Genomic DNA, 23,058 nt, shown 5'->3' with positions numbered 1-23,058 from the left:
AAGGACAAATGACGACGATGAAAGAGATCGATCCGTCGAGCTGTTGCCAGAGTTGCGGCGCCTGCTGCGGCTATTCGGCCAACTGGCCGCGCTTCTCGATCGAGAGCGACGAAGAGCTTGCCGCGATTCCGGAGGCGCTGGTCAACGACCGCCAATCCGGCATGCGTTGCGAGGGCGATCGCTGCTCGGCCCTGCAGGGAGATATTGGAAAAGCGACCGCATGCGGCATCTATGCGGTACGGCCGGAAGTGTGCCGCACCTGCATGCCGGGCGATGCCGAATGCGCGATGGCGCGGCGGAAGTTCGGGTTACCCGTGATCCCCAGCGTTTAGGCCGGAACGGCTTCGCTGATGTCGTCGTCGATCTCGTCGTCCAGCGGTGCGAGCACCGAGAGCGGCTTGGTCGACAGCGTGATCGGCTTGCGCCCGCCCGACAGCGACGGCGAGGATTTCGCCGTGCTTTCGCGCGACAGCGCATAGAGCGTCGAGCCGACGCGGCCGCCGTTCTCGATCAGGTCGCGTTCGTTACAGCTTCCCGCGATCGCGACCGCCAGCGAATGCAGATGGCTGCGGCGATAGCAGAACAGCGCCAGCTTCGCGCGTGCGTCTGGGGAAACACTCTCAACCAGCCTCGGCAGGCCGCTCTCGCTGGCGCGATACATCTCGCCAAGGAGTTCGTCCTGAACCGGGCAGAAATCGCTTTCAAAGGCGTCGCGGCTTGAAAACATTGCAGTTCTCCCTCGACGCCGAAGATGCAGCGCAATTCTCTAATGAAAGGTTAACCACCCTGCCCGGTAGTCACCCGGTGTGCTTGCGCGCGCGCCGCGAATCAGAGGCGCTGGCCGGGACTGCGGTTGCGGCAATCCTTCGAGACGCCCGCCTTTGGCGGGCCCTCAGGATGAGGAATTGGTTCGCGGCGAGATCCCAAACTCTCATGGTGAGGAACGCCGCCTGACGGCGCGCCTCGAACCATGAAGTCCGAGCAGCCAAACTGGGCCGGCCCTCAGTTCGCCGCCATGAAGATGGACAAGCCGAAGCCGGTGAGGTGGTGCAGCGCCTGGTCGACGCCGATCAGGGTCCAGAACCAGGGATGCGCAAGGTCGACCCCGAAATTAGCCGAGACCAGCCCCTTGGCGCGGTCGATCGTGATGTGGATCACGAAGTCGATGAAGGCCACGAACCAGAATTTCGGCGCCACGATCAGGATCAGCGGCAGCGCAACCGCAAGGTGAATCAGGCAATGCACCAGAAGCGGCAGGGCCCAGCCGTGCTTCTGGTCCTTGCCGTGCGCCATCCAGGCCGTCTGCAGGACGAAATCGGCGATGATGTGCTTGAAGGTGAGCAGCAACATCCAGCCAATGAGCGCTTCGACCGGAACCGCCGATGACATGGGTGGAAACGACAAGGCCGACGCCCTCATTGAGGTGACAAGAAAAATTGGAGCGTTCAGCGCAACTTCTTCTTGGACCGGTCAAATCGCCGGGACCTCTGATTTATGACATCTCCCGTGTCGGAATGCAGCCGGGGGAACCGGAAAATCGCCAAGTGTGGCTAACCGGTGATAGGATGCCCTTTCGCCGAGGCCGCGACGAGTAAGGTTACCCTCGGCTCGAAATTTGCATTCCGGACTTGGCGCGCTATCATTGCCGGCACAGATTATCGTTCTTTTTTCAGAGCTTTAGGAATTGCAGGGCATCCGCCGCGATCACGTCCGCGAGCTGCTCGTCACCCGAGAATAAGGCCAGAGTGCTGCCATGAGTACTGAACATGAGTACTGAAGGCCCCACCGCATCTCCGATCGAGCCGCCGCCGCGGCGCCCTAAGGTGATCAAGACCAATCAGCAACAGGTCTTCCTCTACGTCGTGCTGACCCTGCTGCTGTCGCTCGCCACCGTCTGGGGCGGCCGCGCCCTGCTGCACAATTCGGAGACGCTGACCTTTGCCGTCGGCGCCCCCAACAGCGACGAGGCGCTGTTCGCGGCCAAGCTCGCCACGGTGCTGAAGACCAACGCCTCGCGCTTCCGGATCAAGGTCGTCAACAACCCTGACAACGCCAAGGCGCTCGCGCAGTTCGACCGCAAGCAGGCCGATCTCGCCGTGCTGCGCACCGACGCCAAGGTGCCGCTGCGGGCGCGCACGCTCGCGATCCTCGAGCACGATCTCGTGCTTCTGCTTGGTCCCGGCAACAAGAAAATCAAGTCGATCGCCGAGCTGAAGAAAAAGAAGATCGCCGTTCTCGCCGAGAGCGAAGCCTCGCTCGCCTTCGTCCGCAGCATTCTCGACATCCCCGACCGTCCGGACGCCGCGAAGATCCAGATGGCGCCGCAGGGCGCAACGCTCGACAAGTTGTTTGCGCCGTCGAACGGCTTTGGCGCGGTGATCGCCATCGTCCATGCCTCCAGGGCTGTCAGGGACAAGACCTATGAGCAGGTCGCCAAGCGCGGCGGCTTCACGCTCAACGCGATCGACGAGGCCAAGGCGCTGGCGCGCAGGCTTCCCGGCATTTCCAGCGAGACGCTGACGGCGGGCACGCTATCGACCTCGCCGCAAATTCCCGACGACGACCTCGACACGATCGGGCTCGAATGGCTGCTGGTTACGCAATCCAGGATGTCTCCGACCACAGCCGGCGAGCTGGCGCGCACGATCTTCGAGAACAAATCCGCACTCGGGCTCGACAACGGCTTTGCTACCAGAATCGAGCCGGCCTCGACAGAGAAGGACGCCTTCGTGATGGCGCACCAAGGGGCGGCCGACTACATCAACGACGATACCAAGTCGTTCATGGATAAGTACAGCGACCTGATGTATCTGGGCGCCGTCGCGCTCAGCGTCATCGGATCGATCTTCGCGGCGATCTACGCCAAGATCACCCGCATCGCGCCGGAGAAGGCCAGCGAGCTCTCCACCGCCATCCTCGACGTCGGCGAGCGGATCGAGCACGCCCACTCTCTGGACCAGCTCGAATGTCTCCAGGACGAGCTGGAGGGCATCCTGCGCGGCGCCGTCATCGGCCTGAGGGACGGCACGATCAGTACCGACGGGCTCGACACCTTCAAGCTCGGCTACGAATTCGTCCGCGACGAGATCGGCATGCGCCGCGACTATCTGAAGCGCCATGCCGGCGAAACCGAAAAGACGGTGCGCGATGCCGGCCTTGCCCAGCACGACGACAGCAATGTCGTGGTGGTGAAGACCGCCCAGAGCGCCTGACGGCACGCCGGCCGGCCGCCCCTTGCTCTTTTGTCCCGGACAAGCTGCAGCGCCCAAAGGCGTTGCGGCGCAGAGTCGGGACCCGGACGCCGCGGCGCAGATAGAGCCTTCCCCCTCGTTGACGGCCTCCGCACAGGCAGGCACTTTGGCGCCGCCGTCCCAGCAGGGACCTCGTAAGACCAGTCCCGATACCGAGCCGCCTTCCCGCATGTCCAAGCCGCTGACTACCGCTCTGGCCCAGTTCACGGCCGCCACGGCCGGCCGCAACATGACCAAGGCGGCCTATGTCGCGGTGACCGCCGGCGTGCTCAGCATGGTGCTGCTGACGGACAGGCGGGCCGACGAGGCGCACAAGTGGGTCAGCGGCCTGCTCTGGAGCTGCCTCGCCTATTTCGTGTTCGAATGGCTGGTCCGGCTGCGCCATATGGCGCGGCAGGGGCGGCTGTCACTCTATGTGTCCTCCTCGGCCGGGCTGGTCGATGCGATCGGGGCGCTGTCCGTGCCGGTCGCGCTTCTCCTTGGCGCCGAGCCCAGAACGGCCTGGCTGCTGAGCGTGCTCTGGGTGCTGAAGGTGGTGCCGGGCATTCCCGGCCTGCGGCAGCTTCGCCGCGTGCTGGTGCTGGAATCGGGCCCGCTGCTCAGCGTGCTCGTGATCTTCCTGATGGTGGTCTTCCTCGCCTCCGTCGCCGAATATTTCCTGGAGCGGGACGTGCAGCCGCAGACCTTCGGCAGCGTGCCGGCCGCGCTGTGGTGGGCGGTAGTCACCTTGACGACGACAGGCTATGGCGACGCCGTGCCGGTCACGCCGCTCGGGCGCTTGGTGGCGGCCGCGGTGATGATCTCGGGCCTCGGCGTGTTCGGCCTCTGGACCGGTATCCTGGCGACAGGATTTGCCGCCGAGACGCGGCGCGACAATTTCCTCAGGACCTGGGAGGCTGTCAGCAAGGTGCCGTTCTTCGCAGCCCTCGGGCCCTCCGCGATTGCCGACGTCACCCACATGCTGCGGACTATGGAGCTGCCGGCGCGCACGTTGGTCATCCGCAAGGGCGCGCAGGGCGACTGCATGTATTTCATCGCGGCCGGCGAGGTCGAGGTCGACCTGCCCGGCAAGAAGGTGCAACTCGGCGAAGGCGCATTCTTCGGCGAGATGGCGCTGCTCGGCAACAACATGCGCGGCGCCAATGTCTCGACCACGAAAGTGTCGCGGCTTCTGGTGCTCGACCTCGTCGACTTCCGCGTGCTGATGGCACGGCACCCCGATCTCGCGGAGACCATCGACGCCGAAGCGAAACGGCGCGCACTCGAAAACAGGTAAAAGGAGACGAGAATGTCGGACATCACCGACGCAGCCACCGGCCCCGTGCTCGAACGCGACGGCGCACGCGTCACCATCCGCCTCAACCGGCCCAAGCATCTCAACCGGCTTCAGGCTGAGGACCTCGGCGAGCTCGTCAGGCTGTTCGACATGATCGAGGCTGATCCTGAGATCCGCGTGCTCGTGCTGACCGGTACCGGCCGCGCCTTTTCCGCGGGCTACGACCTCAATTCGGTCGCCGAGCGCGCGGTCAGCGCCAACGCGCAGCCGAGTGCGGGCTCCGCCTTCGAGGTGGTCGTCAACCGTCTGGAGGATTTGGGCGTGCCGACGATCTGCCGGCTCAACGGCGGCGTCTATGGCGGCTCGACCGATCTCGCGCTCGCCTGCGATTTCCGCATCGGCATCGACACTGCCGAGATGTTCATGCCAGCGGCGCGGCTCGGGCTGCATTATTACCGGAGCGGCATCAAGCGCTACGTGACGCGACTCGGCGTCGACAATGCGAAGAAGCTGTTCCTGACGGCTCAGAAGATCAGCGCGCCGGAGATGCTGCGCATCGGCTATCTCACCGCGATGGTGCCCGAGGAGACGCTCGACGAGGAAGTCGACAAGCTCGCCAATATCCTCGCCGGCAACGCGCCCCAAGCGATGCGCGGCATGAAGCGCGCGATCAACGAATTCGCCCGCGGCGAGCTCGATGAAGCCGCCGCCGACCAGCGTCACCGCGATAGTATGCGCGGCGACGAGATCAAGGAAGGCATCAAGGCGTTCGCGGAGAAGCGAGCGCCGCGGTTTTGAGCGAGTGTGGAGCTGACCCTACCCCCCAACCGCCTTCGCATGCTGCGTCGCCATCTCCTCGTCCGCCGCATTGATGCGCTGGAATGCCGGCCGCGCGGTCATGCGTTCGGCATAGCGGACGAAGACGTCCTTCTTCGGCACGATCCCGAACATCATCGTCCAGTTGAACCCGACACCCCACAGCACATCCGCGGCCGTCATGCGCTCGCCGAGCAGATACGGACCCTTCGACAGCTGCGCTTCCAGCGCGCCGAGCATGGTGTCGTAGTCGGCGTAGGGCGACTGCGTGATCGGCGCCGGCTCGCGCTGCATGAACTTGTCGATCAGCGCCGGCTCGAAGGATGAGCCGGCATAGGCGATCCAGCGCAGATAGGGCCCGCGCAACGGATCGTTCAGCGCGGGCGTCAGACCTGCCTGCGGGAAGAGATCGGCGAGATAGATGGTGATCGCAACCTGCTCGGTCACCAGGGCACCGCCGTGGCTGATCGCCGGGACCTTGCCGAGCGGATTGATGGCGAGATAAGCGGGCTGGCGCTGCTCGCCGGCCTTCATGTTGAGGACATGGAGATCGTAGGGCGCGCCCAGTTCCTCCAGCAGCACCCGCGTGCCGGTGGCGCGGCTTTGCGGCGAGTAATACAGGGTAACGCGGTTCGAATCGGTCATGGCAAATCCTATCTGGCCTGCTGGCGATGGCGCAGCTTGTAGCGGGCCATACCTGACATCTTGTGTCAGGTATGGTTTAAACAATCATGCGCGCGAGCCGGATGTTGTCGATCCTCACCACGCTCCAGGCCAGGGGGCAGGTCACCGCGCCTGAACTCGCGGAGGCCTGCGAGGTCTCGGTCCGTACGATCTATCGCGACATCGACGCGCTCGCCGCGTCCGGCGTTCCCGTTTACGCCGACCGTGGCGCGGAGGGCGGCTATCGGCTGCTCGACGGCTATCGCGTGCGGCTGAACGGCCTGTCGCCGAGCGAGGCCGAGACGCTGTTTCTGGCGGGCTTGCCGGGCCCGGCGGCGGCGCTCGGGCTGGATGCGGCAATGATTGCCGCGCAGAACAAGCTGATGGCGGCGCTGCCAGTCCACCTGCGCCAGGATGCCGGCCGGATGCAGGAACGGTTTCATCTGGACGCGCCGGGCTGGTTCGGCGAGGCCGAGGAGCCGAAGCATCTGCGCACGATTGCGGGCGCCGTGCTGCGCGGGACGCTGATCAAGATCCGCTATCAGAGCTGGCGCGCGGAGAAGCAGCGTCGCCTCGCGCCGCTCGGCCTCGTGCTGAAGGGCGGCAGCTGGTATCTGGCCGGACAAGTCGACACCAGCGTGCGCACGTACCGGATCGCGCGCGTGCTCGACTGCACCGCGCTCGACGACCGCTTCGATCGTCCCGCCGATTTCGATCTCGCCGGCTATTGGCAGGCCGCGACGCTCCGCCTCGAAGCGGAGATGCATCCCAATATCGCGATCGTCAGGCTGTCGCCGTTCGGCGTCAAACTACTGGACGCGCTGAGCCAGCCTTACGTCAAGGCGCGCACGCAGCTTGAGGAGACAGCCGATGCAGACGGCTGGCGCATCGCGCGCGTGCCTGTCGGCAAGACGTCCTGGCACGCCGCGTCCGAATTGCTGCGGCTTGGCTCCGAGGTCGAAGTGCTGGAGCCCGCCGATCTCCGCGAAAAAATGGCCGAGATGACGGAGGCGATGGCCGCGCGATATCGCGCGGCGCGAAAAACATGACGCCGGCATATTTCGCCGACGCCCACGAAACAGTCCTGAAACACGATTCTCCCCTTGCCGTGTGAACGCATTCGCGTTTCGGCCCGACCGAGATGCAGGGACACAACAACGGCCTTAGCGCCACACTGGAGAATGAAAATGTTTCGTAAGCTTGCTCTTGGTCTGATCGCTGCCGGTTCGCTCGGCGTCGCCGCTCTCGCGCCCACCGCGGCGTCGGCCGGCGGCTTCTATCCTCATCATCACTGGGGTCACGGCTGGGGCTACGGCGGCGGCATCTACCTCAACACCGGCGTCAGCAACTGCTACCAGGAGCGCCTCGTCCGGACCCGCCACGGCCTGCGCGTGCGCGTCGTGAATGTCTGCGCCTACGGCATCTACTGAGCCGGCCTGATCGGTCGACGCAGCCCCGGTCGTTCCGCGACCGGGGCTCGCCGCTTCAACTCGCGAGAGCCGTCGGGGTCGCGGATGCGGATTGGTCGTCCGCGAGAGCATTGCGTTCAGAGATCCATCGTTCGGCGCGCGAGCGCCGCAGCGAGGGCGCAAACAGGAAGCCCTGTGCGACGTCACAGCCGATCCGACGGATGATCTCGAGCGCCTCCGGAGGCTCGACGCCTTCGGCCACCACTTTCATGTTGAACGCCTTCGCGAGCGCCACGGAGGCGTCGACGATCTTCATCATGTCGTCGTCTGATGCGCAGCCCTTGATGAAGGACTGGTCGATCTTCAGCTCGCTGAACGGAAGTCGCGCCAAGGCCGCCAGCGACGAATAGCCGGTGCCGAAATCGTCGATTGCCGTGCCGATCTTCTTGATCCGCAACCGCACCAGAATGTCGTTGGCGCGATCGACGTCGGCCATCGCCGAAGTCTCGGTGATCTCCACCGTCAGCGACGACGGAGAGATGTTTTCGCGGCGCAGGATCTCCTCGATCCGATCGGGCAGGGCCAGATCCGACATCAGCGAGCCCGAGATGTTGACGGCAATGGTGAAACCGGGATTGCGCTCGATCAGCTTGCGGCCCTGCGACATCGCCGATGACAGGATGCAATCGGTCACTTCGCGCATCAGGCCGGCCTCCTCGGCGATCGGAACGAAGACCATCGGCGAGACCATTCCGAATTCGGCCGTGCGCCAGCGCCTCGGCGCCGACGACCCTGCCGGTCTGGAGCGCGACCTTCGGCTGAAACTCGACGAAGAATTCGCCGTCGGCGAGCCCTCGCAAAATCCTCTCCGGTGTGATCCGGAACTGCGGCGAGGCGGACGTCGCGGCCGGCGGCGCGCGGCCCGGTAATTCCAGTGCGCTGCGCAGGCGGTTCAGATCCAGCGGCTTCGTCAGGCATCCGCCGAGCGACAGCTTCAAACCGTTCGCGACCCGTCGCGTGGCCTTCATGATGCGGTCATCGCAACCGCTGATGATCACGATCGACATCGCGCGGAGGTCAGCTTCCGCGACGAAGCGCAACAACTCCACTCCGTCACGCTCGCCGAGCGACAGGTCGAGTGCCATGATCTCGAAGGCCTCGCGCGTCAGAAGCTCGGTTGCCGCCTCGTAGGAGGAAGCAACGACCGTCTCGTAACCGAGCTTCGCCCCGATCTTGCCGATCAAAACGCGTTGCACCAGATCGTCGTCGACCACCAGTAGACGGCCTCTCGTCGCACTCATCACCCATCTCTCCACACGTCGGCGGCGTTGATGTCGTCAACCTAGAGCAGCGGCCTCCCCTGGTCATGAATACAAGACGGCTAAAACTTTCCAGATCCGGAAGGAAACGTTAGGCACGTTTTGCGGCCTTCAAGCGATTGATTTTCATGGTGTTTTCTTGAAGCTCGGCGGAGCGGTAGCGGAATATTCCGCGCCATGCGCAATTGCAATGAACGCGTCGTGAAGCTCTCTATCGGAAGCTGGCAAATGCGTGCGCGCGACTAGCCCGCCCGCCGCTGCCGGCGAAACCAGGCCCAGGTCTCGCGCGTCGTTCTGATGTAGCCGCGGCCGCGATGGACGATGTCGTCATCGACGATCTCGTTCAACTTCGGCAGCGCGTGAAACGGGATCGAGGGATAGGCGTGATGCTCGACATGGTAGGGCATGTTCCACGCAAACCATTTGACCATCGCGCCGGTGTAGGTGGTGCGGGTATTCTGGAAAGCGCTGCGGGTGCGCTCGCAGCCGGTATGCTCGGCATAGAGATAGGGCCGCAGGAAGAACTGCCCGATGACGAGCGGAACGATCCAGACCCAGAGCAGGAAGGCCGAGGAGCACCACAGCGACAGCGCGAGCAGCAGCGCATAGAGCGCGACATAGACACGCGCCTCTCTCACGATGACGGCGCGCTTGTTTTCGGGGATCCAGGGCACGGTGACCTCTCCGGTGACCGCATGGCCGAGCATCAGCCGGAGGCGGCCGGCGACCTGGAGCACACCGCTATAGGCGATCGCGAGCTGCGTGTCGGATGTCGGCTTCACCCCGACGATCAGTTCGGGATCCTTGTCCGGATCCTGGGTGTAGCGGTGATGGTCCCAGTGAAACAGGCAGTAATATTCGTAAGGCAGTCCGATGAGGAAGGCCGAGAGATAACCGACGACGAGGTTGAGGCTCCGGCTCCTGAACGCGGTCTTGTGCGCGGTCTCGTGCACCGCCATGAACAGGAAGGCGACGACATAGCCCTGCACCGCCATCAACGGCAGCGCCCAGAGCACGCCCCAATTCGACGAAATCTTCCAGATCAGCACCCCCATCAGCACGATCACGCCATAATGGCCGAGGCTCTGCGCCGCGCCCCTGAGATCGGAGCGGACCGACAGCTCGCGCAGCATCACCGGCGTCAGCGGCTTCAGGCGGTGGCCGGACTCTGAAACGGTCGCGTCGGTCATGATCGATCCCTGCCTTACTTGCCGAGAAGCGCCGCGACCTCGGCCCTGAGAAAGGCCTGGTCGCGCGGATTGCCAATGGGGTTGCCGGCGCGATGGCCATGCAGCGACGGGATCGGACGCAGCACCGCCGATCTCGCGCCAGTCAGCCGGCCGAGTTCGTCTTCGTTGTCGCGGACATCGAAATAGCGGTCGGTCGCGCCCGGCATCAGCAGCATGTGCGCGTTGATCGCCGCCAGCGCGCGATCGAAATCGCCGGCGAAGGTCGCACAGCGGCTGATGTCGCCATTCTGCCAAATGCCGATCTGCGCCAGCAGGTCATTGGCGTCGCGGCGAGCGAACGTCACGTCCCAGACACGGACGAGATAATCCTCCAGCGAGGTGAACCCGGCCTCGCGCCAGAGCTCGTCGCGATAGAAGCCGTGCGACATCGCCCAGCCGGCATAGACCCGCCCCATGGCGCGATAACCGGCAACGGGCCTCTCGGCGAAGCGGCCGTCGCGGAAAGCGGGATCGGCGGTGAGCGCGGCCTTCACGCTCTCCAGGAAGACGTAATTGTAGGGCGCGCAACGCGCGCTGCCGCAGACCACGGCGGCACGCTCGACCATATCAGGGTGCAGCGCCGCCCAGTGATAGGCCTGCATGCCGCCCATCGACCAGCCATAGACGAGAGCAAGCTTCGTGATGCCGAAGCGCTCGGTAAGGAGCCGGTGCTGGACCGCGATGGCATCGTGATAACTCACCTCGGGAAACTGCACTGCTGTATTCGACGGCGAAGACGACAGGCCGTTGCCGAACAGGTTCGGGATGACGATGAAGTAGCGCGTGGGGTCGAGCACGCCGTCCGGACCGATCAGCCATTCGGTGTCGGCGTGCTGCGCACTGAACGAGGTCGGATAGAGGATGACGTTGTCTTTGGCCGGGCTCAGCGTGCCGTAGGTCTTGTAGGCGAGCTTCATCGAGGGGAAGACGGTCCCGGACTGCAGGGTGACCTCGCCAGCCTCGAAGATCTCGTAGTGCGCCGTCATGAACCGAACTCCGCCCGCAGCCAAAGAATACGCCGCTGACGCGGCAATGCATCGATCATGCCGGGCCCAGCGGACGCGCCGTTGCGCCACGCCCAATAACTGTACTTTTAGTCCAGTTATGACGGGCCGGCAAGATAAATCCGAACGCCCGCCGGTTCACGCGATGGCCGCCAGATAGCGTTCCACCGATGCCGCGAAGGCCGCCTTGGCGCCGCCAGCGATGTTGCGCCCCCACCAGGCGCCATAGATGCGGTCGAAGGCGAGCGGCTCGACGGCAGCCGCGATCCGCCGCACCGCGGCTGCATTGAGCGGCATGTAGTTGGGGAAGGAATACATGAAGCTGACGAAGCGGCGGTCCATCGTCACCTGTGCGATGTCGCCGGTGAGCAGCGCGCCCCTGCCATCCGCACTGCGCGCCGAGTGCAGCATGGTGGCGCCGGCGAAATGACCGCCGGTGCGCAGCAGCAGCACATCGTCGGAGATGCGGTGGCTTTCTCCGGTCCAGTGCACGATGGAAGGATGCGGCCGCGTGACGAAAGCGCGATCGTCGGCATGCAGATAAACCGGCACGCCGCCAAAGACGTCACTCCAGTCGGCGGCCGCGCCGTAGTAATGCGGATGCGAGATCGCGATCGCCTTCAGGCCGCCGAGCGCTGCGACGTATGGGATGGCGTCGTCGGTTGCGAGCGGAATGCAATCCCACATCACGCAGCCGTCGCCTTGAGGCACCAGCAGCGCGCGCTGCCCGATGGCGAAGCTCGGCTCCATGCCGATTCCGGTGAGGCCGAGATCGTCGCGTTGCACCAGCCGGTGTCTCCGCGCGAGTTCCTCGCGCGTGAGAAAGGTCTGCCCGGTCCAGTTCACGAACTGCCGCTCGTCCTCGCAGATCACGCAGGAGGCGGGTGGATTTCCGCCGTCCGGGAATTGCGCGCCGCAGGTTTCGCAGGTCCAGAGAGGCATGACCAGAGCTCCGTGAGAAGATCGCAAGATGACATTGCGAACACGCTTTCAGCAAGGTCGACGAGCAGCAGGGGCGTGACTGGAACCAACGCGACGAGCGCCGGTTACGTTCTGGTCCACGCCGGAGCGATTGGCCAAGAGGATCGCGAGCATGTTCAGGTATCGATGACTTCGCGGCCTCCCTCCTCGTCCCGTATCTGGCCCCTCTTCGCGCTCAACTTCTTCATGGCCGACATGCAGTCGGGCATCGGGCCGTTCGTCGGCGTCTTTCTCCAGGAGCGTGGCTGGGCGACCGGGCTGATCGGCACCGCGATGACGATCGGCAATGTCGCGGGCATGCTGGTCACGACGCCGATCGGCGGCTTCATCGATTCCAGCCGCAACAAACGCCTGTGGGTCGTCATTCCCGGCGTCTGTGTCGTTCTCGCCTCCGCCATCATCCTGATTTCGCAGAATTTCTGGGCGGTGACGTTCTCCCAGGTCGCGCAGTCGCTGGCGAGCGCCGCCATCGTGCCGGCGGTCACCGGGATCACACTCGGCATCGCCAAGCAGAAGGGCTTCAACGCGCTCAACGGCCGCAACCAGGCGTTCAACCACGCCGGCAACATGGTTGGCGCGGCACTGTCCGGCTATCTCGGCTACAGATTCGGCTACGTCGCCGTATTCGTGCTGGCGGCCGTGTTCGGCGCCATCGCGATCGCCTGCGTGATGATGATCCCGGCCAAGGCGATCGACGATCGCGCCGCACGCGGCAGCAAGGAGGATGATCCCGACAGCGCGCCGGACGCATTCACGATGCTGCTCAAGCACCGGGCGCTGCTTGTGCTGGCGCTGGCGCTCGCACTGTTTCATCTCGGCAATGCCGCGATCGTTCCGCTCTACGGCCTTGCGGCGGTGGCCGAAGGACAGGCCAACGGCCCGAGCTTCGTCGCAACCACCGTGGTGATCGCGCAGGGCGTGATGGTCGTGACGTCGCTGATCGCGATGAAGGCCGCGAGCAAGCGCAATTACTGGCCGATCATCCTGATCTCTTTCATGTTCCTGCCCATCCGCGGCGTGCTGGCCTTCTTCGTCACGGGATGGTGGGGCGTGGTACCGATGCAGGTGCTCGACGGCATCGGCACCGGACTGCAGACGGTCGCCGTTCCCGGCATAGTCGCGCGCGCGCTCAACGGCACCGGCCGCATCAATCTCGGCCAGGGCGCCGTGATCACGGTGCAGGGCGTCGGCGCCAGCCTCAGTCCCGCGCTCGGCGGCTGGATCGCGCAATGGATCGGCTACGGACCGACCTTCCTGCTGCTCGGCGGCTTTGGCCTCGCCTCGATGGCACTGTGGCTGGCGTTCGGGGCGGCGGTGAAGAAGTATTGATCGTCATTGCGAGGCGCGGAGCGCGCTCCAATGTTCCGAGTTCCGCTCAGGGAAACTCCACCACGATCTTTCCGAAATGACCACCCTGCTGCATCAGGCGCAGCGCTTCGGGCACCGCCTCGAAAGCAAACACCTGGTCGATCACGGGCCTCATCGTATTCCGTCCGATTGCAGCACTCATACCCTCGAACATGCGGCGGCTGCCGACGGAGAGACCAACGACATGCAGGTTCTTGGCGAACAGAGTCGGGATTGCAATCTGCTGCGAGACGCCCGTGAGCACGCCGATCACGAGAATGGTGCCCCCGACCCGCGCCGCCTCGAGCGATTGCGCGAAAGTGTCCTTGCCGCCAACTTCGACGACGTGATCGACCCCTCCGCCGGTCCACTCCGCTGCAGCCTTGCCCCAATCCGGCACGGAACGATAGTTGATGGTATGGTCGGCACCGAGCGCCCTGGCGCGTTCGAGCTTCTCGTCGCTCGACGACGTCACGATCACGCTTGCGCCAGCGAGCTTGGCGAATTGCAGCGCGAAGATCGACACGCCACCGGTGCCTTGCACCAACACGGTGTCGCCGGGTTTCACATTTGCCTCTTCGAACAGCGCGCGCCAGGCCGTGAGGCCGGCGCAGGGCAGCGTCGCAGCCTCCTGGAACGACAGATGCGAAGGAATGTGGCTGACGCCCTCGGCGTCGAGCACCATCACCTTCTGCAACACGCCCGGCCGCGTGCCGCCGAGCGCGTAACGACGGCTGGTCGCCGAAACTTTCCCATCCATCCAGGACTGGAAGAACATCGGACAGACGCGATCGCCGACCGCGACCCGGGTCACGCCGTCGCCGACGGCGACCACCTCGCCGGCGCCGTCGGAGAACGGGATCAACGGCAATCTGGAGACGCCACCCTTGCCATGTATGGTGAGTAGATCGCGATAGTTGAGCGATGCCGCCTTCATCCGCACCGCGACCTGACCCGGTCCGGGCGCAGGCTCCGGCAAATCAGCCAGATCGAGGCCTTCGATGGACCAGTCCCGCACAACCTGCCAGACTTTCATGCCGATCGCTCCGCCTCAGCTCTCAAAGCTCTTCTGCACCGCCTTGTCGAGCGTCTCGCCGCCGACGAAGCGCTGGCGCAGCTCGCGCTTGAGCAGCTTGCCGCTCGGGTTCTTCGGCAAGGCATCCACGAAGATGACGCGCTTGGGCACCTTGAAATGCGCCATCTGGCCGGCGCAATGCTTGATGACCGATTCTTCGTCGAGCTTTTCACCGCTTTTGACCACGACGATGGCGGTGACCGCCTCGATCCAGCGCGGATCGGGCAGGCCGACCACGGCGACCTCGGAGACCGCAGGGATGCGGTAGACCATCTCCTCGACCTCACGGCTCGCAACATTCTCGCCGCCGGTCTTGATCATGTCCTTGACGCGATCGACCACGGTGATGTGGCCCTCTTCGTCGACGGTGGCGAGATCGCCGGAATGAAACCACCCGCCGGCGAACGCGGCCGCGGTCTTTTCAGGGTCGTTGTAATAGCCGGACAATAGATGCGGTGAACGATGCACGATCTCGCCGACTTCGCCGACCTTGACGTCCTCCATCGACGTATTGACCACGCGCGTCTCGACATTGAGCACGGGCTTGCCCGCCGAGCCCGCCTTGCGCAGCTGGTCCTCCGGCCGTAGCACGGTCGCGAGCGGCGCGATCTCGGTCTGGCCATAGAAGTTCCAGAACTTGACCTTGGGCAAGCGGCGCTGCAGTTCGAGCAGCACCTCGACCGGCATGATCGAGGCGCCGTAATAACCCTTCTGCAGCGTGGACAGATCGGTCTTGTCGAAATTCGGCGAGCGCAGCATCGCGATCCAGATCGTCGGCGGCGCGAAGAAGGACGTGATCTTGTGCGCCTGAATCAGCGCGAGAATGTTGTCGGCCGTCGGCTTGCCCGTGATCACGCCGGAGGCACCGAGATAGATCTGCGGCCCCAGGAACACGTCGAGCTGGGCGCAGTGATAGAGCGGCAGCGCGTGCAGGAATTTGTCCTCCACGCTCATGCCGCCGTCGATGATGCAGCTGACATACTGCCACATGACGGCTTCATGGGTCAGCATCGCACCTTTGGGCAGGGATTCCGTGCCGCTGGTGTAGACGATCTGGGCGAGATCGCGGCTGTCGACCGACGCTTCGAGGGACGAACCGTCGGCATCAAGCAGATCGCCGAAGGTGGTGAGACCCGCGGGCGCCGACGCGGGATCCTCGCCCGGCAGCCAGATCATCTTCTCGACCGCGCAATCCTTGGCGCTGGCTGCGCGCGCCGGCTCGACGAAATCGGGGCCGGTCGCGAGCAATCTTGCCCCGGAGCTCTTCAGGATGAAATTGATCTCGTCCGGATTGAGCATGAAGTTGATCGGCACCAGCACCGCGCCGATCCGCGCCACCGCGAAGCGCAGCGCGGCAAAGGCATGCGAATTGCGCGAGAGCACCGCAATGCGGTCACCCTTCTTGGCGCCGAGACCGAGCAGACCACGGCCGAGCCGGTTGCAGATCGCGTCCATCTCGGCAAAGGTCCAGCTGACATTGCCGCAGCTCACCGCAAGCTTGTCCGGTTCGCGGCTTGCAGAACGGCGCAGGAGATCGCCGATCGAATGCTCGCGCGCCTTCGCGATGGTGGCTGCGGTATCGCTCGACATTTCCGTTCCCCTGGAATTTGTTGTCGACGCAAATGCCGGCTTGGACAGCCTCGACATGTGCGCCCTTTTGGATCTGCGCGAAGCGTAATGGCCGCAACAGGCCGCGTCAAATCGGCCCCGCTCCGACGCCATCACGCAAGATTTGGCGCGTCGGCGGCGCGAACCTAAGTTTGTGCGCCATAAATAATAATTTCACGGGGGAAATGTTCATGTACCGGAATGCGGGCGTTGCCGTTGCGATTGGATTGCTGTTGACGTCCTCGGTCGGTTCGGCTTCGGCCCAGCAGGCGCCGCTCAAGATTGGCGTACTCTCCGACTTCTCGTCCGTCTATTCCGATATCGGCGGCGTGGGAAATGTCGAGGCCACCAAGATGGCGATCGAGGAATTCGGCGGGCAGATGTTCGGCAAGCCGATCGACATGGTCTCCGCCGACGTGCTCAACAAGCCCGACGTCGCCTCCACCATCGCCCGCAAATGGTGGGAGACCGAGGGCGTCGACATGATCATCGACCTGCCGACCTCGGCGACCGCGCTCGCGGTGATGGAGCTGTCGAAGCAGTACGAGAAGATCATGATCGTGACGGACGCGGCGAGCTCCGACATCACCGGAAAATCCTGCTCGCCCTACACCGCGCACTGGACCTACGATACCTACGCCAACGCGCACACCGTCGGCAGCGCGATCGTCAAGAACGGCGGCGACACCTGGTTCTTCCTGACCGCCGACTACGTGTTCGGCCATTCGGTTGAGCGCGACACCGGCGATGTCGTGAAGGCCGCGGGCGGCAAGGTGCTGGGCAGCGTCAAGCATCCGCTCAACACCGCGGACTTCTCGTCCTTCCTGCTGCAGGCGCAGGCTTCCAAGGCCAAGATCATCGGCCTCGCCAACGGCGGCGGCGACACCATCAACGCGATCAAGCAGGCCGGCGAGTTCGGCATCGTCGCCGGCGGCCAGAACCTGGCGGCGATCGTGATGTTCATCTCCGACGTGCACAGCCTGGGCTTGAAGCTCGCACAGGGCCTGATCATCACCGAGGCCTATTACTGGGATCTCAACGACAAGACCCGTGCCTTCGGCAAGCGCTTCATCGAGCGCGCCAAGCGCATGCCGACGATGAACCAGGCTGCCACCTATAGCGCGACGCTGCATTACCTCAAGGCTGTACAGGCCGCGGGCACCAGGGACACCAAGACGGTGATGGCGAAGATGCGCGAGCTGCCGGTGAAGGACGCCTTCACCGACAACGGCATTCTGCGCGAAGACGGCCGCATGGTGCACAGCATGTACCTGTTCCAGGTGAAGAAGCCGGAAGAATCGAAGGGGCCGTGGGATTATTACAAGCTGCTCGCCGAAGTTCCCGCCGACCAGGCGTTCCGCCCGCTGAAGGACGGCGGCTGCCCGTTGGTGAAGTGAGACGGCCCGAATCGAGCCGACAGCAATCCGTTCAGCGATTTTCGCTCGTCCGCTCAAGCGGACGAGCGGTCATCAGCGCAGGCCCAAAATAGAGGCAGGACGCCTCGCGCCGCGGGCTGATCTGCATCAAGTTGCGATGCGGAATTCGCTGCAATGTTGAGGCCGCCCTCCCGCGATCAGCGGCCGGGCGTTCGTATCTCAACAATGGGCGCCGCTTCACGGCGTTTTGAACAGATGAACTTCACTCCGGGTCGCGTCATCGCCGCGATCGCCGTCCTCGTTGCGGGCGGCGGCTATTACTATTGGCAGCACCGCGATACCAACACGCTGCCGGCAGGCTTCGCCCGCGGCAACGGCCGGATCGAAGCGGTCGAGATCGACATCGCCACCAAGACACCGGGACGGATTCGCGAGATTCTGGTCAACGAAGGCGACTTCGTGCGTGTGGGCCAGGTTCTGGCGCGCATGGACACCGAGCAATTGCAGGCCCAGCGCCGCCAGGCCGAGGCGCAGCTCCAGCGCGCGTCCATCAATGTCGAGACCGCGAAGAGCCTGGTGAACCAGCGGGAAGCCGAACGCAAGGCTGCCGAAGCCGTGGTCGACCAGCGCATCGCTCAACTCGACACCACGAGCCGCAAGCTCGATCGCTCCGAACAATTGATCAAGACGAGCGCGGTGTCGCAGCAGGTCCTCGACGACGACCGCTCCGCCAACGCCACGGCGAAGGCGGCGCTTGCCGCGTCCCACGCCCAGGTCGCCGCATCGGAAGCCGCGATCAGCTCCTCCCGCGCCATGGTGATCGATGCCGGCGCTGCAGTCGACGCCGCGAAGGCCGCGATCGAAAGCATCAACGCCGACCTCAATGACAGCGTGCTGAAGGCGCCGCGCGACGGCCGGGTACAATATCGCGTATCGCAGCCCGGCGAAGTGCTCGCCGCCGGCGGCCGCGTCCTCAACATGGTCGATCTCGGCGACGTCTACATGACGTTCTTCCTGCCGACGGCCGATGCCGGGCGTGTCGCGATCGGCGCCGAGGTCCGCCTCGTGCTCGACGCCATCCCGCAATATGTGATCCCTGCCAAGGCCACTTTCGTCGCCGACGTCGCGCAATTCACGCCCAAGTCCGTCGAGACCGAGGAGGAGCGGCGGAAGCTGATGTTCCGGATCAAGGCGCATATCGCACCCGAGCTGCTGCGGCAGCACATCGAGCATGTGAAGACCGGCCTGCCCGGCATGGCCTATGTGCAGCTCGATCCGGCCGCGCAATGGCCCGACAATCTCAAGATCAAGCTGACCCGATGAACGCGACCGCCACAGCCGATGCATCGGCTGCCGCCGGCAGCGTGGTGCATCTGGAAGGCGTAGGCCTGAGCTATGGCAAGGCCCGGGCGCTCGATGACATCACCCTCGACCTGCCGTCCGGCTGCATGGTCGGACTGATCGGCCCCGACGGCGTCGGCAAATCTAGCCTGCTTTCGCTGATCGCCGGGGCCCGCGCGATCCAGCAGGGGCACGTCAATGTCCTCGGCGGCGATATGGCGAGCGCGCGCCACCGCCGCAACGTTTGCCCCGACATCGCCTACATGCCGCAGGGCCTCGGCAGGAATCTGTATCCGACACTGTCGGTGTTCGAGAACATCGACTTCTTTGGCCGCCTGTTCGGACACGGCAAGGCCGAGCGGAACAGGCGGATCGCCGGCCTGCTGCGCGACACCGGGCTGACGCCCTTCGCCGACCGGCCGGCGGCAAATCTCTCCGGCGGCATGAAGCAGAAGGTCGGGCTGTGCTGCGCGCTGATCCACGATCCCGAACTCCTGATCCTGGACGAGCCGACCACCGGCGTCGATCCGCTGTCGCGCCGCCAGTTCTGGGAATTGATCGCCTCGATCCGGCATGGGCGGCCCGGCATGAGCGTGATCGTCTCGACCGCCTACATGGAAGAGGCCGCGCAGTTCGACGTCCTGATCGCGATGAACGCCGGCCGCGTGCTGGCGACCGGAACGCCCGCCGAGCTCAAGCGGCAGACCGGAGCCGATACGCTCGATGAGGCCTTCATCCGCCTCTTGCCCGACGCGGATCGAAGCAACCATACCGCTGTCGTGATCCCGCCGCGGAACGACAGCCACAGCGAGATCGCGATCGAGGCCGACCACCTGACCCGACGGTTCAGCGGCTTCGTCGCCGTCGACGACGTCAGCTTTCGCATCCGGAAGGGCGAGATCTTCGGCTTCCTCGGCTCGAACGGGTGCGGCAAGACCACAACCATGAAGATGCTCACCGGCCTGTTGCCGGTCAGCGAGGGCACCGCGCGGCTGTTCGGCAACACCATCGATGCCAGCGACATGTCGGTGCGGCGGCGCATCGGCTACATGTCGCAGGGCTTCTCGCTCTATTCGGAGCTCACGGTCGCACAAAATCTAGACCTGCACGCGCGGTTGTTCGAGCTTCCGGCGGAAACCATCGCCGCGCGCATCGACGAGATGGCCGCCCGGTTCGATCTTGCCGGCGTCGTCGACGCCCTGCCCGATACCCTGCCGCTCGGGCTGCGGCAGCGATTGTCGCTGGCGGTCGCCATGATCCATGCGCCCGACATCCTCATCCTCGACGAACCGACTTCGGGCGTGGATCCGGTCGCCCGCGACCGCTTCTGGCAGATCCTCGCCGAACTCTCGCGCAAGGACAACGTCACCATCTTCGTCTCGACCCACTTCATGAACGAGGCGGAACGCTGCGACCGGGTCTCGCTGATGCATGCGGGCAAGGTTTTGACGTCGGACACACCCGCGGCGATAGTGGCCGCGCGCGGCACTGCGACGCTGGAGCAGGCCTTCATCGCCTGCCTGGAAGAGGCGATTGCGGACACGCCGGAACCGGCCGGCCAGCCTTCGATCGCTTCGCCCCTACCGGCCGCGACGGCGGAGCCGCCACGCAAGCGCGGCACGACATTCAATCCGACGCGCATGCTCGCCTATTCCCGGCGCGAAGCACTCGAGCTGCGGCGAGATCCGATCCGCGCCACGCTCGCGATCCTCGGCAGCGTGCTGCTGCTGTTCGTGCTCGGCTACGGCATCAGCATGGACGTCGAGAACCTGACCTTCGCCGTGCTCGACCGCGACGACAGTGCGATCAGCCGCGACTACAGCCTCCAGATCGCGGGCTCGCGCTATTTCACCGAGAAATCCCCGATCATCGACTATGCCGATCTCGACCGCCGGATGCGCGCCGGCGAGATCGGCCTCGCCATCGAGCTGCCGCCCGGCTTCGGCCGCGACGTCAGCCGTGGCCGCCATGTCGAGATCGGCGCCTGGGTCGACGGCGCCAATCCGACGCGGGCTGAAACGCTGCGCTCCTACGCCCAGGCGATCCACGCCACCTGGCTCGCGCAAAAGGGCCGCGAGCTCTATGGCGAGGCCGCGATCGCCGGCTCCTACCAGCTCCAGCTGCGCTACCGCTACAATCCCGACGTCATCAGCGTCGTCGCCATGGCGCCGGGCATCATCCCGTTGCTGCTGATCATGATCCCTGCCGTGCTCGCCGCGCTGGCGGTGGTTCGCGAGAAGGAGCTCGGCTCGATCGTCAACTTCTACGTGACGCCGGTGACGCGGCTGGAATTCCTGCTCGGCACGCAGCTGCCCTATGTCGTGCTGGCGTTCGGAAACTTCCTCCTTCTCGTCGGCTTTGCCCTCGTCGTCTTCCGCGTGCCGTTCACCGGGAGCTTTGCGACCTATGCCCTCGCGGCGCTGCTCTACGTCACGGCGACGACCGGCATGGGACTGGTGATCTCGGCCTTCATGAAAAGCCAGATCTCCGCGCTGTTCGGCACGGTCCTGATCACATTGATTCCGGCCATCCAGTATTCCGGCCTGATCGATCCGGTCTCGTCGCTCCAGGGGCTCGGGGCTGTGATCGGGAAACTTTATCCCACAACCTATTTCGTCACGATCTCGCGCGGCACCTTCTCCAAGGGCCTCGGCTTCGAGGACCTCCATAGCGATCTGCTGGCACTCGCCGTCATGGTACCCATTCTGGTGACGGTGGGGGCGATGCTGCTGAAGAAACAGGCCCGGTGACCATGCGCTTGGACAACGTCTTTCAGCTCGGTGTAAAGGAATTGCGCGGCGTGGTGCGCGACCCCATGCTGCTCGTGCTCATCGTCTATTCCTTCACGCTGGCGATCTATGCCGGGGCCAAGGCGCTGCCGGAAACCCTGAACCGCGCTGCAATCGCCATCGTCGACGAAGATCGTTCGCCAGTGTCGAGCCGCATCGAACTGGCATTCACGCCGCCCTACTTTTCCCAACCGCGCCTGATCTCGCAATATGAGATGGACCAGCGGATGGACGCGGGCCTCGACACCTTTGCGCTGAATATCCCTCCAGACTTCCAGCGCGACCTTCTGGCACGGAAGTCGCCAGCTATTCAGCTCAACATCGACGCAACGCGGATCTCGCAGGCGTTCAACGGCGGCGGTTATATCGAGCAGATCGTCAGCGCGGAAATTGCCGAATTCCTGGCGCGCACCCGCAATGCACAGTCGCCCCCGATCGAGCTGGCGCTGCGGGCACGCTTCAACCCGGAGCTGAAGAAATCCTGGTTCGGTGCCGTCGATGAACTCATCAACTCGATCACCATGCTCTCGATCATCCTGACCGGCGCGGCGCTGATCCGCGAGCGCGAGCACGGCACGATCGAGCATTTGCTGGTGATGCCGGTCACGCCGCTGGAGATCATGGTCAGCAAGGTGTGGTCGATGGGGCTCGTGGTGCTGGCGGCCTCCGCGTTCTCCATCGTCTTCGTGGTCAAGGGTTGGCTGGCGGTCACAATCGACGGCTCGGTCGCACTGTTTCTGCTCGGGGCGGCGCTGCAGCTGTTCGCGACCACCAGCATGGGCATCTTCCTCGCGACCGTCGCGGGGTCGATGCCGCAGTTCGGACTGCTCCTGATGATGACCCTGCTGCCGCTGCAGACCCTGTCGGGCAGCATGACGCCGCGGGAGAGCATGCCGCAATTCGTCCAGGACATCATGCTGGCGGCGCCCAACACGCATTTCGTGATGCTCGCGCAGGCAATCCTGTTCCGCGGCGCGGGCCTGGAGGCGGTGTGGCCCCAACTGGTCGCGCTCGCCGTGATCGGCGGCGTCTTCTTCGTGATCGCGCTGCGGCGCTTCCGCGCGTTCCTGGCTTAGGCCTCGGCTTTAGAGCTTGTGCCCCTTCTGGCGCAGCGCCTCGATCAGGCGTTGCTTCAGTTCGTCGGCGGCCTTCTGGCTGACGTCCTGGCCGATCTGCGCACTCGCCTGCGCCAGCGCGTCCGACTTCTCCAAAAGCTTCTTCCCGGCCGGCTGGGCGTAGAAGGAGTCGATCTGGCGCAGCTCGTCCACGCTGAAGCTTTGGGCATAGACCACCGCGATCCGCTCGACCATGGACGCCACGAACGGAGCATAGATCCCGGAGCCGGGTGCCGTCACCGCCTCGTAGTCGCGCTCGATCTCCGGCCTGTCCTGCGCAACCACGGGCCGAAGCTTGAGCAGAAGCTGCGGCAGCAATACGCGGTACTGATCGGCGACCTTCAAGGTGACGACGAGCTTGCGCGCCGCGCTCATCGCCTCCGGCGACGGCGCCTGTGCCGACGCACCGCAGATGAAAAACAGGAGCGTGCCGGCGATCGTCAACAAGCGTTTGGACAT

At 64.6% G+C, this 23,058-nt stretch carries 21 protein-coding genes; 11 read left to right on the top strand and 10 right to left on the bottom strand.

All coding sequences use genetic code 11. The annotated features are described in order from the left end of the window. The first annotated feature begins 17 nt into the window (after positions 1-17). Positions 18-332, top strand: coding sequence for a YkgJ family cysteine cluster protein (locus IVB24_RS06755; protein WP_244621259.1), 315 nt, complete (start codon positions 18-20; stop codon positions 330-332). On the opposite strand, the gene IVB24_RS06750 is transcribed toward IVB24_RS06755, so the two are convergent. Together IVB24_RS06750 and IVB24_RS06745 are read right to left on the bottom strand one after the other, a co-directional pair. After that, positions 329-727, bottom strand: a complete 399-nt coding sequence (locus IVB24_RS06750) for a hypothetical protein (RefSeq protein ID WP_247772504.1) — start codon at positions 725-727, stop codon at positions 329-331. The two genes, IVB24_RS06755 and IVB24_RS06750, sit on opposite strands and share 4 nt — an antisense overlap. A 275-nt stretch (positions 728-1,002) precedes the next feature. Beyond that, on the bottom strand, positions 1,003-1,350 hold the full coding sequence (locus IVB24_RS06745; RefSeq protein WP_049801962.1) for a DUF3307 domain-containing protein: 348 nt from the start codon (positions 1,348-1,350) through the stop codon (positions 1,003-1,005). A gap of 416 nt (positions 1,351-1,766) precedes the next feature. Here IVB24_RS06745 and IVB24_RS06740 point away from each other — a divergent pair, with 416 nt between their 5' ends. The 3 genes from IVB24_RS06740 to IVB24_RS06730 all read left to right on the top strand — a co-directional run bounded on the left by IVB24_RS06740 (position 1,767) and on the right by IVB24_RS06730 (position 5,325). After that, on the top strand, positions 1,767-3,212 hold the full coding sequence (locus IVB24_RS06740; RefSeq protein WP_247772503.1) for a TAXI family TRAP transporter solute-binding subunit: 1,446 nt from the start codon (positions 1,767-1,769) through the stop codon (positions 3,210-3,212). A gap of 208 nt (positions 3,213-3,420) precedes the next feature. Beyond that, a complete protein-coding gene (locus IVB24_RS06735) occupies positions 3,421-4,527 on the top strand; it encodes a cyclic nucleotide-gated ion channel (protein ID WP_247772502.1) in 1,107 nt (368 codons plus the stop codon). Positions 4,528-4,539: 12 nt separating this feature from the next. After that, positions 4,540-5,325, top strand: a complete 786-nt coding sequence (locus IVB24_RS06730) for an enoyl-CoA hydratase/isomerase family protein (protein ID WP_247772501.1) — start codon at positions 4,540-4,542, stop codon at positions 5,323-5,325. Between the two features lie 18 nt (positions 5,326-5,343). Here IVB24_RS06730 and IVB24_RS06725 read toward each other — a convergent pair whose 3' ends face one another. Continuing rightward, complete coding sequence (locus IVB24_RS06725) at positions 5,344-5,988, bottom strand: glutathione S-transferase family protein (RefSeq protein WP_140481296.1); 645 nt, start codon at positions 5,986-5,988, stop codon at positions 5,344-5,346. A gap of 86 nt (positions 5,989-6,074) precedes the next feature. Here IVB24_RS06725 and IVB24_RS06720 point away from each other — a divergent pair, with 86 nt between their 5' ends. Together IVB24_RS06720 and IVB24_RS06715 are read left to right on the top strand one after the other, a co-directional pair. Beyond that, a complete protein-coding gene (locus IVB24_RS06720; RefSeq protein ID WP_247772500.1) occupies positions 6,075-7,055 on the top strand; it encodes a YafY family protein in 981 nt (326 codons plus the stop codon). 138 nt (positions 7,056-7,193) lie between these two features. Further along, positions 7,194-7,436, top strand: a complete 243-nt coding sequence (locus IVB24_RS06715) for a hypothetical protein (RefSeq protein WP_106947956.1) — start codon at positions 7,194-7,196, stop codon at positions 7,434-7,436. 55 nt (positions 7,437-7,491) lie between these two features. On the opposite strand, the gene IVB24_RS06710 is transcribed toward IVB24_RS06715, so the two are convergent. From IVB24_RS06710 to IVB24_RS06695, 4 genes are all read right to left on the bottom strand, one after another. Continuing rightward, entirely contained in the window at positions 7,492-8,166 is a 675-nt protein-coding gene (locus IVB24_RS06710) for an EAL domain-containing protein (RefSeq protein ID WP_247772499.1), read from the bottom strand. A gap of 810 nt (positions 8,167-8,976) precedes the next feature. After that, positions 8,977-9,924: a fatty acid desaturase gene (locus IVB24_RS06705; RefSeq protein WP_247772498.1), complete on the bottom strand. Its 948-nt coding sequence runs from the start codon at positions 9,922-9,924 to the stop codon at positions 8,977-8,979. A gap of 14 nt (positions 9,925-9,938) precedes the next feature. Continuing rightward, entirely contained in the window at positions 9,939-10,949 is a 1,011-nt protein-coding gene (locus IVB24_RS06700) for an alpha/beta fold hydrolase (RefSeq protein WP_247772497.1), read from the bottom strand. A gap of 156 nt (positions 10,950-11,105) precedes the next feature. Further along, complete coding sequence (locus IVB24_RS06695; protein WP_247772496.1) at positions 11,106-11,909, bottom strand: MBL fold metallo-hydrolase; 804 nt, start codon at positions 11,907-11,909, stop codon at positions 11,106-11,108. A 165-nt stretch (positions 11,910-12,074) separates the two neighbouring features. Between IVB24_RS06695 and IVB24_RS06690 the strand changes: the two genes are divergently transcribed. Continuing rightward, positions 12,075-13,277 carry an MFS transporter gene (locus IVB24_RS06690; protein WP_166476250.1) on the top strand — a complete coding sequence of 401 codons (1,203 nt, stop codon included), beginning with the start codon at positions 12,075-12,077 and terminating at the stop codon, positions 13,275-13,277. A gap of 46 nt (positions 13,278-13,323) precedes the next feature. On the opposite strand, the gene IVB24_RS06685 is transcribed toward IVB24_RS06690, so the two are convergent. After that, a complete protein-coding gene (locus tag IVB24_RS06685) occupies positions 13,324-14,331 on the bottom strand; it encodes an NAD(P)-dependent alcohol dehydrogenase (RefSeq protein ID WP_247772495.1) in 1,008 nt (335 codons plus the stop codon). A 15-nt stretch (positions 14,332-14,346) separates the two neighbouring features. Continuing rightward, entirely contained in the window at positions 14,347-15,960 is a 1,614-nt protein-coding gene (locus IVB24_RS06680) for an acyl-CoA synthetase (RefSeq protein ID WP_247772494.1), read from the bottom strand. A gap of 209 nt (positions 15,961-16,169) precedes the next feature. On the opposite strand from IVB24_RS06680, the gene IVB24_RS06675 reads away from it, so the two are divergent. The 4 genes from IVB24_RS06675 to IVB24_RS06660 all read left to right on the top strand — a co-directional run bounded on the left by IVB24_RS06675 (position 16,170) and on the right by IVB24_RS06660 (position 22,560). Beyond that, a complete protein-coding gene (locus IVB24_RS06675) occupies positions 16,170-17,375 on the top strand; it encodes an ABC transporter substrate-binding protein (protein ID WP_247772493.1) in 1,206 nt (401 codons plus the stop codon). Positions 17,376-17,609: 234 nt separating this feature from the next. Next, a complete protein-coding gene (locus IVB24_RS06670; protein WP_247772492.1) occupies positions 17,610-18,677 on the top strand; it encodes an HlyD family efflux transporter periplasmic adaptor subunit in 1,068 nt (355 codons plus the stop codon). Then, positions 18,674-21,445 (top strand): ribosome-associated ATPase/putative transporter RbbA, encoded by a 2,772-nt coding sequence (gene rbbA / locus IVB24_RS06665; RefSeq protein ID WP_247772491.1) that lies wholly within the window; start codon positions 18,674-18,676, stop codon positions 21,443-21,445. The genes IVB24_RS06670 and rbbA overlap by 4 nt, the downstream gene beginning before the upstream one ends. Positions 21,446-21,447: 2 nt before the next feature. Continuing rightward, the gene (locus tag IVB24_RS06660; protein WP_140483617.1) at positions 21,448-22,560 is read left to right on the top strand and encodes an ABC transporter permease; all 1,113 of its coding nucleotides are present in this window, start codon (positions 21,448-21,450) and stop codon (positions 22,558-22,560) included. A 9-nt stretch (positions 22,561-22,569) separates the two neighbouring features. Here IVB24_RS06660 and IVB24_RS06655 read toward each other — a convergent pair whose 3' ends face one another. Beyond that, complete coding sequence (locus tag IVB24_RS06655) at positions 22,570-23,058, bottom strand: DUF2059 domain-containing protein (RefSeq protein WP_247772490.1); 489 nt, start codon at positions 23,056-23,058, stop codon at positions 22,570-22,572.

This window comes from Bradyrhizobium sp. 192 (assembly GCF_023100965.1).
Lineage (GTDB): Bacteria > Pseudomonadota > Alphaproteobacteria > Rhizobiales > Xanthobacteraceae > Bradyrhizobium > Bradyrhizobium symbiodeficiens.
The sequence above is the reverse complement of the archived record's forward strand: the minus strand, read 5'-3'. Positions and strand labels throughout refer to the sequence as shown.

Bases quoted from the DNA above. Each gene is read 5' to 3' on its own strand.
- IVB24_RS06755 (WP_244621259.1), top strand. From the start codon at position 18: ATGAAAGAGATCGATCCGTCGAGCTGTTGCCAGAGTTGCGGCGCCTGC.
- IVB24_RS06750 (WP_247772504.1), bottom strand. From the start codon at position 727: ATGTTTTCAAGCCGCGACGCCTTTGAAAGCGATTTCTGCCCGGTTCAG.
- IVB24_RS06745 (WP_049801962.1), bottom strand. From the start codon at position 1,350: ATGTTGCTGCTCACCTTCAAGCACATCATCGCCGATTTCGTCCTGCAG.
- IVB24_RS06740 (WP_247772503.1), top strand. From the start codon at position 1,767: ATGAGTACTGAAGGCCCCACCGCATCTCCGATCGAGCCGCCGCCGCGG.
- IVB24_RS06735 (WP_247772502.1), top strand. From the start codon at position 3,421: ATGTCCAAGCCGCTGACTACCGCTCTGGCCCAGTTCACGGCCGCCACG.
- IVB24_RS06730 (WP_247772501.1), top strand. From the start codon at position 4,540: ATGTCGGACATCACCGACGCAGCCACCGGCCCCGTGCTCGAACGCGAC.
- IVB24_RS06725 (WP_140481296.1), bottom strand. From the start codon at position 5,988: ATGACCGATTCGAACCGCGTTACCCTGTATTACTCGCCGCAAAGCCGC.
- IVB24_RS06720 (WP_247772500.1), top strand. From the start codon at position 6,075: ATGCGCGCGAGCCGGATGTTGTCGATCCTCACCACGCTCCAGGCCAGG.
- IVB24_RS06715 (WP_106947956.1), top strand. From the start codon at position 7,194: ATGTTTCGTAAGCTTGCTCTTGGTCTGATCGCTGCCGGTTCGCTCGGC.
- IVB24_RS06710 (WP_247772499.1), bottom strand. From the start codon at position 8,166: ATGGTCTCGCCGATGGTCTTCGTTCCGATCGCCGAGGAGGCCGGCCTG.
- IVB24_RS06705 (WP_247772498.1), bottom strand. From the start codon at position 9,924: ATGACCGACGCGACCGTTTCAGAGTCCGGCCACCGCCTGAAGCCGCTG.
- IVB24_RS06700 (WP_247772497.1), bottom strand. From the start codon at position 10,949: ATGACGGCGCACTACGAGATCTTCGAGGCTGGCGAGGTCACCCTGCAG.
- IVB24_RS06695 (WP_247772496.1), bottom strand. From the start codon at position 11,909: ATGCCTCTCTGGACCTGCGAAACCTGCGGCGCGCAATTCCCGGACGGC.
- IVB24_RS06690 (WP_166476250.1), top strand. From the start codon at position 12,075: ATGACTTCGCGGCCTCCCTCCTCGTCCCGTATCTGGCCCCTCTTCGCG.
- IVB24_RS06685 (WP_247772495.1), bottom strand. From the start codon at position 14,331: ATGAAAGTCTGGCAGGTTGTGCGGGACTGGTCCATCGAAGGCCTCGAT.
- IVB24_RS06680 (WP_247772494.1), bottom strand. From the start codon at position 15,960: ATGTCGAGCGATACCGCAGCCACCATCGCGAAGGCGCGCGAGCATTCG.
- IVB24_RS06675 (WP_247772493.1), top strand. From the start codon at position 16,170: ATGTACCGGAATGCGGGCGTTGCCGTTGCGATTGGATTGCTGTTGACG.
- IVB24_RS06670 (WP_247772492.1), top strand. From the start codon at position 17,610: ATGAACTTCACTCCGGGTCGCGTCATCGCCGCGATCGCCGTCCTCGTT.
- rbbA (WP_247772491.1), top strand. From the start codon at position 18,674: ATGAACGCGACCGCCACAGCCGATGCATCGGCTGCCGCCGGCAGCGTG.
- IVB24_RS06660 (WP_140483617.1), top strand. From the start codon at position 21,448: ATGCGCTTGGACAACGTCTTTCAGCTCGGTGTAAAGGAATTGCGCGGC.
- IVB24_RS06655 (WP_247772490.1), bottom strand. From the start codon at position 23,058: ATGTCCAAACGCTTGTTGACGATCGCCGGCACGCTCCTGTTTTTCATC.